This window comes from Tolypothrix sp. VBCCA 56010 (assembly GCF_050875635.1).
Lineage (GTDB): Bacteria > Cyanobacteriota > Cyanobacteriia > Cyanobacteriales > Nostocaceae > Hassallia.
In genome coordinates this window covers 1-14,837 of the sequence record NZ_JBPAOH010000177.1, presented here as the reverse complement: position 1 = coordinate 14,837, position 14,837 = coordinate 1, and the positions used below count along the sequence as shown (strand labels likewise).

The window sequence follows — 14,837 nt, the reverse complement described above, 5'->3', positions numbered from 1 at the left end:
TAATTGTTAATAAGCCAGAGGGGTGTGTCGTTCCTCCCCAAGCTACCAACAGCGACACACCCCCCCTAATTGTTAATAAGCCAGAGGGGTGTGTCGTTCCTCCCCAAGCTACCAACAGCGACACACCCCCCCTAATTGTTAATAAGCCAGAGGGGTGTGTCGTTCCTCCGGAACTTCCCAATAATGCCTCTTCTAGCCAATTTGACCTACTAGCAGCGCGTCAAGCAATCTTATCCTGCATTGAGTACAAATTTACTACTTGGATGCAGAGCGATAAATCTAAAGTTAGTTGGGATGTTGAGGAAGTAGCGATTCACCCAGAAGAATCAACCGAAAATCCTGTAGTTGAGCATACTACAGAAGAGTGGTTACAGCCTGAAAATTTAGCTGAAACAGCCAATTGGTTGCGAGATTGCGAGAACGCTGAAATGCTGGGGGCTGTTCGCTCTGCTGTACCTTCTTACGTTCTCAAAGAAGCTTGTAAGCTGTTGCCTAACTTGAAACTAGTTCAAATAAAGCAATGGGTTTTGTATCTCAACTCTTTAATGGTTGAGGATATAGCGATCGCACAAGCGCCAAGTCAGCAAGAAGAATTGGTGACAGATGAGAATTTAACCGACACCGCTACTTTATTACAAAGCTGCCAGAGCGTTCAAATGTTATCAGAATTACGTGCTTGCTGCTCTGATTCTCTCATTAAAAAAGCGTGCGAACTAATCCCAGTAACGCTTAAACAATGGGTTTGCAACTGGATGGCGTATTGGTCAGCAGAAGAATTGCGTGCGTCTACGAGCTAACGCTCAAATGCCCTGATGACGGTTATTTCAGCTTACGACATAATTAAAGTGTCGTATTTTGTCGCTGTAAATGGCACACAGACAGGCGAAACAACAAGCGTTTGAATTGTTTGAAAAAGGCTTTTATCCTCAAGATGTAAGCGCGTCCTTGCGGGTGAATATTCGCACAGTCCAGAGATGGTTTAAACTATTTCAAGCAGATAATGTCGCGACTTCACAGCCTCAAAAATCCGGTGCGCGTTCCGTCGATTTGGATGAACAAGTGTCCAGCGCTCCGAAAGTTGCAACGAATGGTGATGTAATTTCTCCCACACCAAAAGAAGCGGATCAAGGCTACAGCTCCGTAGAGTGGAGTCTTATAGAAACCATAAACAATTCCTGTAGGCGACTGTGCCAAGAGGACTCATCTGGGCTTGGTGAAAAGCTTTTTGGCGGTGATCACACTGATTTTCTAGAACGACTAACGTATAACCACTTGCTGACTCATGCGAGCATCCGAGTGAAAATGCAAGAACTGCTCAACACCGAATTAGTTAAGCCAGAGTTGAATCTGCGTGTAATAGAAAAGTTGAGTTTAGGCGTTTGTCGCCATTTGCAAGGAGAGCGAGAGGCTTCCGGCGTGGATGAATCGCTCAGTATAAATCGTGCGTGCGTGCGAGTTGAGAAATACGGGCTGATCGTTTCAATGCCAGAAGGAATGGCTAACTAGTAGTTGTAAAGCTCTAATGCTGGATTTGTCATTGCCAAATTTTCAGGTAATGACCACAATTGATTTGTCGAATTTCTCAAATTTCACATGCTCATTCAATTAACCAAAGACGAATATTTAGAAAGGATGGATTTTGTCAAAAAGATGAATGAAATAAACTTCTATTTAACACGTCATGCTGAAATTAATTGCCATACTCTAGTTCCGCTCGTGCTGTATTTTGGATTTATTTTTATCTCTCAAGGATTGATAACCATTATTTTTGAAGATTCTTTCCCCTGCATAGTAGATGGAGCCTTAGTCAAGAAGCCTTACTAATCCTTTTCTTAGCCCCTCGCGGTAAACGAGGGGCTGTGGCTTGTGCGATACCGAGGCGCTATGCGATCGCTCCCCCTAATCCTCAATCGCACCCCGCCAGAAACCTTTTTTTCTTCTAAGCCGGAAAACGGAGAGCCAAATCGAGGGCGTTCTCTCAAAAGAGCAAAATTTTTCATCCTGAAAAGTTCGCGCCAAAAAAAGTTTTCAGCTAAAAAACTGCGTGTATACCATACTACATAGCGTAGTGTCGAGTGACAAAGCATAGATAACCAGCGAGTAATTAGTGAAAGCCATAGTAGATTAGAAGGTATTTAAGCATTGGGAATTGGGCATAACGCCGGACGGACAAACAATTTTAAGCTAGACACCCCGCGCCGGACGCGACGACGGAACTATAAGCAAAAATTTAGAAAGTTGTGGCGATCGCAAAGAATCTGCTTATCAATAGGGTGAAAAACGGCGGTCGCTTGCTGGTGACATCCCTACGGGATGCACCCAATGCCGGACTCCTGCTAACACTCAAATGTAAACACCAACTCAGAAACTATCAACGGGAGAAGGAAAAATCGGCGGTCGCCTCGGTGGTCGGTGACACCCCCGCGCTCTCTGCGCTTCCCCCAACGGATTGTCAGCGATACCTTTGGCACGCGATCGTTTACCTCTATGCCGCTAACACTCAAGCTGTAAATGCCAACTTCAGAGCTATAGAAGAGGGAAAAATCGGCGGTCGCCTCGGTGGTCGGTGACACCCCTACGGGATGCACCCCATATTCCTGCTAACACTTAGGTGTGAGCACCAACCCAGAAACTATCAACAGGAAATGAGAGAATCGGCGTTCGCCTCGTTTGTTGGTGACACCCCTGCGGGATGCACCCAATGCCCAACCCCTGTTAACACTTTACTGTAAACATCAATGCAAGTATATACAGCAGACGACAGGCAATTTTGAATCTCCAATTCCTGCTAACACTTAAGTACAAACACCATTGTCGATATGCGGATAAGCGTTAACACCAAGTCCGAGATGCTGATATGCCGCTTACACTTTCAATGCCGTTAACACTGTATGTGCAAACGCCATACTTGCCGCTCACACTATTCATCTGCCATTGACACTAAATTGTAAACAGCAAATCCGGTTATAACCGGGTGTGCTGTTGGTACTTTGCTGTTTGCACTTGTGTAAACGGGTGTGGCGTTTGCTCTTAAGTGTAATCAGCATTTAAGAGTGTTAACGGGATAATCGCAGTCATGGTGTTGATACTAATAATAATGATGTTGATACTCTAGTGTAAGCAGGAATCTGAAGCTTCCATTTGACAAGGGTTTTAAGCGTTGATACTTATTTGGTGTTTATAGTTAAGTGTTAACAGGTATTGGAGGTTAGAAATTGGCGTCCCAACCAATGCCGATTTATCTTCTCTTGTTGATAGTTATCGGCTTGATGTTTACGTTTGAGTGTAAACACGAATCCGAGGTTACAATTTAGCGTTTACACTTTTATGGCGTTTACTCTCTCAAGTGTTAGCGGGAGACGCGATCGCATAAAAAGACTCGCGGGAAAACTAGCATTACAAAAGCGATGTGACATTTGCAAGACACGCCAAAAGCTATAGCCAGTAAGCTTTTGAAGCGATTACAATAAAGCAATGTCACGTTGAATTTACTATTTTGTCACATCAATGTCGCCTTTAAGTCAAAAACAACTCCAGGCGGTTAAATTGCTTGCCTCTGGCAAGAATCAAAGCGAGGTAGCTAGTCATCTAGGTGTGAACCGTCGGACGATCGCACGATGGTGCGAAAATCCAGAATTTACTGAAGCTGTCGCGACGGGACGCCCTAAAGTCGTTCAAAAATTAACTGAAAGTGTTTCATTAAAAACTACAGAATTAATTGAAGTTAATTTACCAAAAGCAATTAAAACTGTGGTTCATATTTTAGATGATGTTGAGGCGCGAAATTGCGATAAACTCAGGGCGGCTCAACTTTTGGGTAAATGGGCTGGACTTGAGAAAAATAGCGAAGCTGATACAAAATCTCAACCAGAATTAGATTTACGCGCTTATTTGTTAAGCTTGTCAAATAAAAATTAAAAATAATGCAAATACCAAAAGTTAGTATCACAACATTTGCAGAAGACAAATATCTATTAAATTTAAAACTGTGGCAAAAGCAGAAAGAGGTTTTGGAAACTTTCTGGTCTGAAAATTACACAAAAGCGGTGTGGTGCTTAGGACGTAGAAGCGGTAAAACATTAATGGCAGCGATAAGCGCTTGCTACGCTAGTTGTATTTTGGCTGATGAATATAAAAAACATTTACGACAAAATGAACGATTTTATATTATAACCATCGCAAATTCAGCAGACCAAGCTAAACTGGCGTTATATAATATAAAAGACTTAATTAAAAATAGTGTATTGCTCAAAGAGTTAATCGTTAATGAAACTGCGGATAGTCTTGAATTATGCAACAATTCGATAATTAAATCTATTCCAACAAGTTCGCGAAGCGCTCGTGGAATGGCGTGTCCCATGCTTATTTTCGATGAGTTAGCGTATTCTATGGATTCAAACGGAAATGCATCAGGAGATGCTCTTTATAATGCATTAGCACCAAGTTCGGCACAATTTGGAGAAAGTGGGAAAGTGTTATTATTGAGTTCACCTTACAAATCCGAAGGAATTTTTTACGATATTTACAAACAAGGAATTAGTGGACTATATCCTGATATTCAAGTTGTGAATTTACCAAGCTGGGAAGTTAACCCCACTTTATCTAAAAGTTTTTTAGAAAGTGAAAAAGCTCGTGACCCAGACATGTTTAATGTCGAATACGGTGCTAATTTCAGTCAAAACTTAGCAAGTTTTTTGAATGCTGATTTAGTTCACACGGCGATCAATTACCACAGAAACAGTTTACTACCGCAAGATTGCTATTTAGGTGATTACTTTTTGTCGTTAGACCCTGCAAAGGGTTCTCGCGATGCATATACCGCTTGCATCGCTCATTTTGAAGATAGTTTTTTAGTTGTCGATCTATTTCACCAATTTACCGCTAGCTGGGGAGAAGATAAGAAGAAACAAGTAAATATTGCAGAAGTAGAATCATGGATTATTGAAATGCATAATATCTATGGTTTCACAAAAGTATGCCTCGACCAATACAACAGCATTAGCACAATTCAACGTTTGAGTGGACTTATCGATATTCAAGAAATAAATTGGAGTGCTAGTTCAAAAACTAAGGCATATACAAAATTACGCGAGTTATTCAATTCACAAAAAATTGAATTGTACCCACATGTTGAATCACTGAAACAATTAAAAAATCTAAGCGTATTCTACAAACCAGGTGGTTCTTGGTCGGTAAGCGGTGGAACGGGCGCGGCTGTCGATGATTTTGTCAGCGCTCTTGCTGGAATTTTGTTAATTTCCGATTATGATGCCGATTTTGATGCGATCGAAGCAATGACGCGAAAAGAGCCTGGTGAGAGCGAGTATGCGATTCAGAACTGGCTAAATTATTACCACTGGTAATTTATTCTAAACTTCTAATAAAAATTCAGCATAAGCAGTTGAGTTTAGCGATACTATTCGCGCTTGTGGAATTAGTTCGTTAAATCAAAAGTTTAGTTGTAAATTTTTTATTTGCGAAAATTTGATTAATTTTTCAAATTTTTAATAGATTCGCTATGCGATCGCTAGATATTGGCTAGCAGCTTTACAAGATTTTTCGCTTCGTGAATGTGCAACTTAAACTCACTTAAAATTACACCAGTATCAACAACAATTTCACGTAAAACAACACTTGGGACATCAAACAATTCATCGTCGTTGTCGTCGGTGGGTGGTTGTGCGTAATCAATTTTTTCATAAATAATTTCAAGCGTTACCGCTCGCGGTCTTATGCCGTTGGCGAGAATCGCAGCATTAAGAGAAGCATCTTCGCCAACCTCTATTTGATTATTAATAAGATACAGCCATTTTTCACGTTGTTCATACATTTTTATGCGAGTGCCGATAACATGCTTTTCACGGCGAAATCTAAATCTACTACGTTGCATTTATGCTTTTTAAATAAAATGGGTGTAAATCTGCCAATATTTCAATATTCTCACAAATTTATAACAAAGTAATTCCGCCGGGTGATTAGCGATCGCGATCGCACTTTTTTAATTTGAGCAACCGTTAGCATTACTACTAATAACCCATTGCCTAATTTGTTCACGCTTACTAGCTTCTAAATATCTAGAAGCCTGCTTAAAAACAAAAGGTGGAATATCGCATTCTCGCAATTCTTGTAACATATCGCAGCTCTCGCAGTCGGCTAACAAGCTAGCGATATATTCAAGATGCTCTGGCTTTAACCATTCATCCGTATCAGGTACATTTTCAATACCAGTGTTGGTGACAACCTCTTCCTGGTTATATATAAAAGAATTGGAGGTTGTCACCACTACGGATGGGTTTTCAATACCAGTGTTGGTGACAACCTCTTCCTGGTTATATATAAAAGAATTGGAGGTTGTCATCAAACCGTTAGTTGGTTGACAATTATCTGTTTCCCCGGTGGCTAACCGTTGTTTTTCAAGCTCGGCTTGATAGCACTGCTCTAGCTCTTGGCGTTGTCGCAAAGTTTCTTCTGCTTTATCAGCTGCTCCCTTGAGCGATACTTCTTTTGAAGACGCGATCGCATTCTCGGCTCTGACACCTAAACAATTGTCGATATCCGAGATAAACTCATCAAAGTCTTTTGGTGTTGTCACGCTGTAAAAGCGTGAGTTCTTCTGTCTTTTTTCTTTTATTTCCTTGGCTTCAAGTCCAAAATAATCGAGAAATCGGTCAAGCATGTCTTTGATGTACTTTGAACTTTTAAATCCGCCATTGCCATTAGGCGATCGCTTTGCTCTGGGAATGCCAATTAAGTTATGCCATTCAGGATTATCGTAGTATTTGTTGATTATTTCCCGCACCCAATCATCTTGAGTGGAAAACACATAAGCATTAATTAATCTAGTTATTCCCAGCTGCTTTAAAGCCTCTATTTTGGTACTGGTATACTTCCAAATATCTTGAGGGGTAAAACTGCTATTTTCAAAGCTGTATTTTTTCTCAAGTTTGAAAGTAGCATCAAATAATTCATCATTTAATAGCTGCTTCAGTCTCCATCTTGAATCAATGAATTTAATATCGTTGACATCGACCGAGTAAACTAAATTGGCGTTCCAACTGCCAGTCTCCTCAATTCCAGGTAGTTTATGTTTTATTCTGGCTTTACGAATTTTACATTTTGTGTCATAGTCAACATCTTTTTTGCTTAGTTCTTGGGCTTTTTCCCATTCAATATTCTCAGAGTTAAAAACTTTTTCCGCCTCGCGAATTTTTACCTTTTCTTTGACTTCTTGATATTCGTCGTACTGCTCATCATCAGCATCTTCTACTAAATCAATAACACGGTTTCCAGCTTGAGTTAAAGCAGTTTTGAGCATTAGCTTTAAATTTTGATGCTCATATTTAAGCTGTTTGCTATCTTTCAGCGATTCAATAAACCAAGGGTCGTTTGCAAACTGTTTACCCATATCGGCAAACATATCACAAACAAATTGACTGTCCAATAGCTCATTGTCAACTTCTATTGATTTAGCTAACAACATTTTAATTCGTTCATTAAGCACTTCCCCTACTGATTTCATAGCATAAGGACAGGGGTCAGTAGTCATGTTGACAAATTCAGGACAGGCAACATAAATTGGCACTTTTGTATCGCGTAACCTTGCCGATAACTGAGTTAACGTGTTGACACCAACTGTACCTCGAATATCAAAGCAAACCGCATCAAAATAATCATACAAATCGATGCTTAAGCCACTTTCACCACTAGGAGAAATGCTAAGAGAATCTAGTTTTTCTACTAAAATAAATTCTTTGGGCGCGGCTTGCAGTTGCTTTGATAGTTCATCATGGCTAGTTTTACCATCGAGTCGAAAATGTTTATGACCTCCTTCGGTAAGAATCTCGTCTATTATTTCGCAACTTCTCTGACTATCAGAAATCCATAATGGTCTCTTGGCTGCTTTCGCTTTTTCTACCAAATGAGAGGGGAGATATTTGGGATTAGCTGTAAAATCCTTATCGCTACTAGCAGTTTCCAAAAAGTGAAAAGTTCTAGGATTTTGAGGAGAAACGCTATCTAATACCTTTATGCGCTTATCTGGAAATAATTGACGAATAAAATTTACATCTTTATCACAAAGATTGGCATCCATCATGATAGCAAATTGAGAGTTTTGAATAGTTTGCGTGTCCCATTCAATAGCCTGTTTTTGCCGTCCTTTAAGAGTACCACCTCCTTTAAGGTGTCCTAATACAGAACAAATCTCATCATGTATTAAGTAATAATCAGGATTGCGGTTGATGATATCGTTAAATTTAAAGTAGCTATCAGCGCACCCACCCCAAAGTTTGATACTGTCGTCGCTAGAGAAATCAACATAAGTTCCCGCCAGTAGCTCTACCTTGTCTTTAATATGTTGAGATTTTAAACCCATAGCATTTGCTCTAGCTATGGTGTTATTAAGCAAGCTGTTGCGATAGCCAATTAATAATGAAACTACATCTAAATCTGATGCCTTAAGGAATTCAATTAAAGCTTGAGTTTTCCCACCACCAAGACTTTTTCTGATGAGCAAGATATCACAATCATTCTGTATACCTTGTGGTATCGTCAACCACTTTTCATGCTGTACAATATCAGCAGTTAATTTGACTCTATTTTCTGCCCAATTTTTAAACCGCTTTGATGCAAAACCTTTATTTTCTTGTTGTCCAAATACTTCTTTGTATTTTTTGAGGAAAGATTCAACCTTTAATTTTCTAACTATTGATAAATCATCAAGTTCATCGATATCGCCTTGGCTTTTATGAATTTGATTCCAGTCAAAAACGCGAATATCTGATTTACTGAATTTATCTTTCAACCAATCAAGTGTATCAGATAATTTTTGTTTGACCTGCGAATTAAGCGCCCATCCAGCATCCGGGATGGCAATAATTGGTAAATTGCCATACTTATTGATAGCTTGCTTAATATACTTCTCTAGCAATTGCGGACTTGACAACCATTGACCACCCGCCGCGCCGATTGTGAACAGATTCAATCTTTGGCTTACAAAAAACGGCTTGCAACCAGTGCCTTCAACAATTGCGATGCCTTCTGGCTTACCGCTAGGTGGGTGAAATACTGCTAAAGGATTTTCGTCTTCCGGCTGCAACTTCAAGGTTGCTCGATCCGGCGTAGACTCCCATTTGTAACGATTTCCGTCCTGGGGGTTGTGTAACCGCAATTGTAGCGAGGTAATTCTCCCCTCAAAATCTCGCACTGGACAAAGATAGCCGTCGCCGCTGACAACTAAAAATTTGCCATCCTCGCTGATTCCAGGCAGGCGCGTGCCATACTTTTTCTTTAGTGGCTGCCACTTTTTAACGGACTTAAACCCGCTTCTCTCAATTTCCTCTTGAGTCAACCCACGTCGTTGTAAGTCAGCGAGGGTTTCGCTGTTGATCGGAAATTGCTCTAAAATTTCTGAGTAATCCCGATCGCGCTCGTCAACAGATAGCGCTCTTTCTCGCCTGATTTGCTCGTCTTTCTTGGCTGCCTGCTGCTTTGCTACCTTCTGAGCCTCCCACTCGCGCCGCTGCTCATCCGACCACTGCTGGCTATTGTCGAGGCAGAAAGCCGCCCACAAGTCGAAATGAGCCAAGCATTTATACCCATTAATAATTTCGCCCTTGCGAGTGTCAGCGCATGTCATGCAGAGGTGCTTGCCCTCCTCATGGGAATGCCTACAACGTCCTCTGGTGTCCTCACAGGTTGGGCAAGGGCGGGTGATAGAGGTGGGTGTAAAATTCATACTTCCACCTCCGTTGCCTGCTTGACTTTTGCTTCCATTTGCAGAAGCATAGCCACAGCTTTAGCGTTAAACCAGGGTAGGGGAATAAGCCCATTTAGATAATCCTGCTCATCTTGGCTGAGGTGAGGCGATTTCGCTAAAGCTTCTGGATCGGGGCAAGGGCGGATCGCAAGGTCGCAACATCCGGTTCGTAGGTATTTTGAACCAGTCCTGCGATCGCGTACCACGTTGTATCGAAATTCTTCACCGCATTCTTTGCAAATCTTTGTATTGCTTGTTACTAAAAATGGTACTGAATTATAGACCTGCTGCTCTTTTTTTGGTATAATTACGCTATCAGAAATTTTCTGGTGAGGATTCCCTGAATAAGACATTGAACTGCTCCTTTAGTGAATTTAGAGCAGTGCTAGCTTTTAATTTGTGGAATTGTTAGTCTAGTTGACAAGTTTATTTTTTTGTGTGCTGATTAGGCACTTTTGGAAAAACCGAGCGACTGATTATCGCTTGTGTGATTGAGTAAGAGTGAGGCTGGCCAACTGGTGAATTAACAATTTCCCCTTTGAAAGCTAGGCACTGCTCGCGAAGATCGCAAACCGAAAGTGTGTAATCAGTATTTTTTTAGTTTTTATGCCGATATTTTTTCGGGATTTTGTGCCAAATAATTACGTAAGGCTAATCGAATTAGAGTATTTTTAGATACACTATTATCGTGAGAATATTTAGCTAGCATGTCAAATTCCTTCGCACTAAATCTTACCCCCCAAGTAGGCAATAATGGAGTCCCTTCCAGGGAAGGTCTTCCCTGTTTTTTTGTTCTTTGGTCGTTCATTTGGTTTTATTTTGTCGGGCGATTTGCTAAAGATAATATAAACCATAAATAATCTATATTTTGTAAATTATTAAAAAGTGTATTTTCTGGCTAAAATTTGCTTATACATAGCTAGATTTTTTCAAAGATTCACGACTTTTATTGATGCCAATTGATGCCAGTTGACAAATAGAAAATAAACCGCTACCCCAAAAATAGTTATTAATGGAAAAAACAGAAGATATCTATTATAAGTGGATTGTTTGCAAAAAATATAATGATGTAAGTTCCGTAAAGCAATCTAAATTATGCAAAATCACGTAAATTATCACATTTCGGAAATTTTGCATAAATTAAATGTTTATTTGAGTAACATCTAATTTCTGCGAGCTATTTTTTTTGTATTTTTTACAAAACTATTTTCAGCCGCCTCCTAAATTATGCAAAATCACGTAAATTATCGCATTTCGGAAATTTTGCAGAAATAAAATGCTTATTTGATTAACATCTAATTTCTGCGAGTTATTTTTTTTGTATTTTTTACAAAACTATTTTCAGTTGCTTCACCCATCTGAAGAGCGATATTTGCTTGTGGGTAATTTATGCGGGTTAGGGGTGATGTCGTCTAAAACATATTTCCCGACATTTTTACCCACAGGATACAGCGATCGCTTAACTCACTACTGCTGCATCGGGCTTTGGCTTTTTCTCAAAAACCTGGATATTTGGCTCGTTCAGCACAAAGCCGTTCTCAGTTGCCTCCCCCATCTTCCCGGCAATAGCACCTACCCATTGAGGATAGTTCGCTTGTGCGTCGGTGAGTTTCTTCCAGACTTTCGGCTTAAGGGTGACTGAAATAATACGCCCGTCGCAGTCAATCTGAAATTGTTGCCAGCCGTTTTCTACAGTTTTGGCTTGGGGTAGTTCGTTGATTTTGATGGTAATTTCTAATTTTCCTTGTGTCATTGTCATTTTTTGAGATTAAAGATTTTTTACTTTTGGCTTTGGTAAATTTGTTGTTTCTCGCGCCTCAATAAATTTCTGGTTTAGCTCTGCCTTTTTCACTTGCCAAATATTTTTCGGCAATTCTAACGAAACTCCAAAATAATTAACGTAGGCATCCAAGTCTTCTTCTGGTAATGAGTTTAGAAATTTGCGAAGTTCGCCTGCGAATCCAGAATCTAGACTTTGGCGCAACAACCGACGTAAATGCAGGAACCCTTGCCAGTCCCGTGCGGCTACCATTGCTGCCATTGCTTGAAGTAGTTTTTCTTTAGTCATCCCGTCAAAAGCGCCTAAGCGCAAAGTGTGTACAAGTTTTGTTTATCAGAACTAAGCTTCTAGAAAGCTATTGTCATTTTGGTGGATTGTTGCCATTACCACCTTGTTGCAGCGCTTTCCTAAACATTTCCTCAACACCTTCAACGCCTTCCACAATTGCTTTTGCTAAGTCGTCCACACACTCTTGTAACAGAGTTCGCGATTGAGCGAAACCTTCCTCAACCGAGGTGGTTAAGTTGTCAACTTTTTGTGTGAGTTGTGCGATCGCGTCTGTATTTATCTGCTGCTGCTGGGCAACTTGATTCAGGCGAGTTGCGGTTAAGAGTAAAAGTGCTTCGATTTTGTCTAGGCGATCGCCCTCGTCTTCTCCACTTTTAGTCATGCAGCATCCTTGTCTTTTTTAGTTGTAGATGATTGAGATTCATTCTCCTTTTTGCGATTAGCAACCGATTTAAGAATAATAACTCTGCATAACTGTGTAACTGGTATAAATTCGGACTTAGCCCATTCCTCTAGGTAGCTAAAATCCTCCTCATCAAATCGGATTTGTACTCTTGGTTTTTCTGACGGCATAAATAACGAGTTACTCTTAGTAACTCATTATCAGCCCAAAAATGGTTATTTGCTATTTTAGAGTCTCTTGGTTGACAAGTGACTCACTTGCAGTCTATCCTAACATCTAAATCGACTTATGCAACTACCATTGCACGCGGGAACTTAAACCAGTTCTCGTGCCTGATTTTCATGCCTGTTCAACGACCAATTCACGATCGCGCTCGTGAAGTATCAGCCAGCAAATTTTCAAAAAAAACTTTTTATTTAAAAGAGGAGGCTAAGAATTTTTCCGAAAAACTTTTTTTATTTAATTGCGTTGCTCTCAGTGCTTGGGTAGAAATGACCTGAAATCAAGTCACTCCAAGGGTTACAGCGATTTAACATTCCGTTGCTCCCTGTGCCTACGACTTATTAGCCAACAAATTATCAAAAAAATGTTTTTTAGTTGGAGGAAATTGCAAAAGTTTTTAAAACTAGACTGCCAAAAAGTTTTTAGTATCAGCCAACAAGTTTTCAAAAAAAAACTTTTTATTTAAAACAGGAGGCTAAGAAATTTCCGAAAAACATTTTTTATTTAATCGCGTTGCTCTCAGTGCTTGGGTAGAAATGACCTGAAATGAAGTCACCCCAAGGTTTACAGCGATTTAACATTCCGTTGCTCCCTGTGCCTACGACTTATTAGCCAAGAAATTATCAAAAAAAATGTTTTTTATTTAGAGGAGACTGCCAGAAGTATTAGCCAACAAATTATCAAACAAAATGTTTTTCAATTAATCGTGTTGCTTTCAGTGCTTGGGTAAAAATGACCTGAAATCAAGTCACTCCAAGGGTTACAGCGATTTAACATTCCGTTGCTCCCTGTGCCTACGACTTATTAGCCAAGAAATTATCAAAAGTTTTAAAAACTAGATTGTCAAAAAGTTTTTAAACCTGATTGAAAGTAACCGCTTATCCGAAGGAAAATGCCAAAAGTTTTAAAACCGGGCATCCCTGAGAAAGTTACCCGGTTTCAGTCCTAAAATCACGAAAATTCAGAACCATGAAAATTTTATCAGTTTTTTTGTTTTGCGCGATCGCGTTTCGCATTGTGAGTGCGATCGCTTTAACCAGCCCCGCGATCGCAATTGATTGCCATCGTGGAGGCGATCGGCGCGAGAATTGCTCACAAATTTAAGCCAAAAGTCCGGCGCTGATCCAATCAACCCGGACTTCTACTAATCCTGCAAGGGATGCATCACGCCGCAAGCGTAACTGCACGACAATCCTACCATGAGACTTTCAATCAAAAAACACAATCAAGTTTATCTAGAATACCTGGCTTCACAGATGGGAATCACAGATATCTCAGAAGTTCTTAATTATCTACTGCTCGATATTAAGGGGCTTGGGTATCAATTCGGAAATAAACCAGCGCCACAGCCACAACCGCAAGCGCCGCTCGGTTTCGACGCGAGTACTTTTGAGCCTTTTCAGCCTGCTTTTGCTCCTAACCACGACGGCGATCGCAACCACATCGACCCAATGATCCAACGCCTGATTGATGCGGGTCTTGAAATGGATTTTTAGATAATGAAGACTTCTATTTTTGTTTTACTTACTGTCTTGTTGATTTCTGTAACTCCCGCTATCGCAGAAAATAAAAAACTTTCTTGGCTTTGCCGAAAAGGTTTTGTCGGTTGGTTTTGGCACGGAGAACGTTATCCTAAATGCAACAAAAATGCAATTGTGTCTAAGCAGGGGAGCATTTTCGGTCTGTACATTCAAAAACCACGGGAGACAAAATAATGCCAGTCAAAAAACGCGAAAATGGTTCCCTCACTGGCTCTAAACGTTACGCCGCTGAAAAAGGTAAGACTAAAAGTATTGAAGAACAGACGCGAGAAAACGACGCGAAAGCTAGAGAAAGAATCAAGGCTCGTTTTCAAAAACCTGCTGACGCTGTTAACGCCGTTGCTGATGGTGTCCGAACCGTTGCTAATGGTGTAAAAACAGTTGAACGCGCTGCTAGGACTGTACGCCAAGCTGTAAATGGTGGTAGCAGTACTGTCACCGATAACGCCAAACAATCGTTAAATAAAGCTTCAGAAATCACCTCTGAGTATGGAATTAAAGAGATTGAAATCAGTGATTTATTAGGCTCTGACCCCTATAAAGCTGATGCCAATATCCCAGAGATGAAAGCGGCTGATGCCAACCGCGAGAAACTCAAAATCCAGCGGCAAGACAACGCTCTTGAAGTCCGACTTGAGAAGATTAAACAGGGTAGAAAAGTCGTAGCGGTTGCCACAGAGCAACGTCGATTAATAGGTGATTTAGTTGACTTCTCTACCGTTGGCATTGAAACAGCTACAAAGGTCAGTAAACCAAAAAGTTTTCTCCTCAAGGCGATCGCTAACCAGCCATTGCGTAGTTTTAGGTGCTAGGTGATACTAAATATCTTAAAAGTACTTATGCTTC

The 14,837-nt window shown here is 40.4% G+C and carries 15 protein-coding genes; 7 read left to right on the top strand and 8 right to left on the bottom strand.

Annotated features, from left to right (window positions below):
* The 5 genes from AABK37_RS35650 to AABK37_RS35630 form a co-directional block, all read left to right on the top strand.
* Positions 1-797 (top strand): hypothetical protein (locus tag AABK37_RS35650; protein WP_432556188.1); only part of this gene is annotated, 797 nt, incomplete at its 5' end.
* A 70-nt stretch (positions 798-867) separates the two neighbouring features.
* Complete coding sequence (locus tag AABK37_RS35645; RefSeq protein WP_432556187.1) at positions 868-1,506, top strand: helix-turn-helix domain-containing protein; 639 nt, start codon at positions 868-870, stop codon at positions 1,504-1,506.
* 767 nt (positions 1,507-2,273) lie between these two features.
* Positions 2,274-2,570: a hypothetical protein gene (locus AABK37_RS35640; RefSeq protein WP_432556186.1), complete on the top strand. Its 297-nt coding sequence runs from the start codon at positions 2,274-2,276 to the stop codon at positions 2,568-2,570.
* 937 nt (positions 2,571-3,507) lie between these two features.
* Positions 3,508-3,918 carry a helix-turn-helix domain-containing protein gene (locus tag AABK37_RS35635; protein WP_432556185.1) on the top strand — a complete coding sequence of 137 codons (411 nt, stop codon included), beginning with the start codon at positions 3,508-3,510 and terminating at the stop codon, positions 3,916-3,918.
* Positions 3,919-3,923: 5 nt separating this feature from the next.
* A complete protein-coding gene (locus AABK37_RS35630; RefSeq protein ID WP_432556184.1) occupies positions 3,924-5,363 on the top strand; it encodes a hypothetical protein in 1,440 nt (479 codons plus the stop codon).
* 164 nt (positions 5,364-5,527) lie between these two features.
* On the opposite strand, the gene AABK37_RS35625 is transcribed toward AABK37_RS35630, so the two are convergent.
* The 8 genes from AABK37_RS35625 to AABK37_RS35590 form a co-directional block, all read right to left on the bottom strand.
* A complete protein-coding gene (locus AABK37_RS35625; RefSeq protein ID WP_432556183.1) occupies positions 5,528-5,890 on the bottom strand; it encodes a hypothetical protein in 363 nt (120 codons plus the stop codon).
* A gap of 108 nt (positions 5,891-5,998) precedes the next feature.
* The gene (locus tag AABK37_RS35620) at positions 5,999-9,736 is read right to left on the bottom strand and encodes a hypothetical protein (protein ID WP_432556182.1); all 3,738 of its coding nucleotides are present in this window, start codon (positions 9,734-9,736) and stop codon (positions 5,999-6,001) included.
* A complete protein-coding gene (locus AABK37_RS35615) occupies positions 9,733-10,110 on the bottom strand; it encodes a hypothetical protein (RefSeq protein WP_432556181.1) in 378 nt (125 codons plus the stop codon). The genes AABK37_RS35620 and AABK37_RS35615 overlap by 4 nt, the downstream gene beginning before the upstream one ends.
* 1,106 nt (positions 10,111-11,216) lie before the next feature.
* A complete protein-coding gene (locus tag AABK37_RS35610) occupies positions 11,217-11,510 on the bottom strand; it encodes a fertility inhibition FinO-like protein (protein ID WP_432556180.1) in 294 nt (97 codons plus the stop codon).
* Positions 11,511-11,525: 15 nt separating this feature from the next.
* Positions 11,526-11,825 carry a hypothetical protein gene (locus tag AABK37_RS35605; RefSeq protein ID WP_432556179.1) on the bottom strand — a complete coding sequence of 100 codons (300 nt, stop codon included), beginning with the start codon at positions 11,823-11,825 and terminating at the stop codon, positions 11,526-11,528.
* Positions 11,826-11,898: 73 nt separating this feature from the next.
* Positions 11,899-12,207, bottom strand: coding sequence for a hypothetical protein (locus AABK37_RS35600; protein ID WP_432556178.1), 309 nt, complete (start codon positions 12,205-12,207; stop codon positions 11,899-11,901).
* The gene (locus AABK37_RS35595; protein WP_432556177.1) at positions 12,204-12,398 is read right to left on the bottom strand and encodes a hypothetical protein; all 195 of its coding nucleotides are present in this window, start codon (positions 12,396-12,398) and stop codon (positions 12,204-12,206) included. Before AABK37_RS35595 ends, AABK37_RS35600 begins: the two co-directional genes overlap by 4 nt.
* Positions 12,399-13,411: 1,013 nt before the next feature.
* A complete protein-coding gene (locus tag AABK37_RS35590; RefSeq protein WP_432556176.1) occupies positions 13,412-13,546 on the bottom strand; it encodes a hypothetical protein in 135 nt (44 codons plus the stop codon).
* A 103-nt stretch (positions 13,547-13,649) separates the two neighbouring features.
* Here AABK37_RS35590 and AABK37_RS35585 point away from each other — a divergent pair, with 103 nt between their 5' ends.
* Together AABK37_RS35585 and AABK37_RS35580 are read left to right on the top strand one after the other, a co-directional pair.
* Positions 13,650-13,946, top strand: coding sequence for a hypothetical protein (locus AABK37_RS35585; RefSeq protein WP_432556175.1), 297 nt, complete (start codon positions 13,650-13,652; stop codon positions 13,944-13,946).
* A gap of 218 nt (positions 13,947-14,164) precedes the next feature.
* Positions 14,165-14,803 carry a hypothetical protein gene (locus AABK37_RS35580; RefSeq protein WP_432556174.1) on the top strand — a complete coding sequence of 213 codons (639 nt, stop codon included), beginning with the start codon at positions 14,165-14,167 and terminating at the stop codon, positions 14,801-14,803.
* The last annotated feature ends 34 nt before the right edge of the window (positions 14,804-14,837 follow it).

Excerpts from the sequence above, each read along its gene's own strand:
- AABK37_RS35635 (WP_432556185.1), top strand. The coding sequence starts at position 3,508 with ATGTCGCCTTTAAGTCAAAAACAACTCCAGGCGGTTAAATTGCTTGCC.
- AABK37_RS35630 (WP_432556184.1), top strand. The coding sequence starts at position 3,924 with ATGCAAATACCAAAAGTTAGTATCACAACATTTGCAGAAGACAAATAT.
- AABK37_RS35595 (WP_432556177.1), bottom strand. The coding sequence starts at position 12,398 with ATGCCGTCAGAAAAACCAAGAGTACAAATCCGATTTGATGAGGAGGAT.
- AABK37_RS35625 (WP_432556183.1), bottom strand. The coding sequence starts at position 5,890 with ATGCAACGTAGTAGATTTAGATTTCGCCGTGAAAAGCATGTTATCGGC.
- AABK37_RS35600 (WP_432556178.1), bottom strand. The coding sequence starts at position 12,207 with ATGACTAAAAGTGGAGAAGACGAGGGCGATCGCCTAGACAAAATCGAA.
- AABK37_RS35580 (WP_432556174.1), top strand. The coding sequence starts at position 14,165 with ATGCCAGTCAAAAAACGCGAAAATGGTTCCCTCACTGGCTCTAAACGT.
- AABK37_RS35610 (WP_432556180.1), bottom strand. The coding sequence starts at position 11,510 with ATGACACAAGGAAAATTAGAAATTACCATCAAAATCAACGAACTACCC.
- AABK37_RS35615 (WP_432556181.1), bottom strand. The coding sequence starts at position 10,110 with ATGTCTTATTCAGGGAATCCTCACCAGAAAATTTCTGATAGCGTAATT.
- AABK37_RS35620 (WP_432556182.1), bottom strand. The coding sequence starts at position 9,736 with ATGAATTTTACACCCACCTCTATCACCCGCCCTTGCCCAACCTGTGAG.
- AABK37_RS35585 (WP_432556175.1), top strand. The coding sequence starts at position 13,650 with ATGAGACTTTCAATCAAAAAACACAATCAAGTTTATCTAGAATACCTG.
- AABK37_RS35605 (WP_432556179.1), bottom strand. The coding sequence starts at position 11,825 with ATGACTAAAGAAAAACTACTTCAAGCAATGGCAGCAATGGTAGCCGCA.
- AABK37_RS35645 (WP_432556187.1), top strand. The coding sequence starts at position 868 with ATGGCACACAGACAGGCGAAACAACAAGCGTTTGAATTGTTTGAAAAA.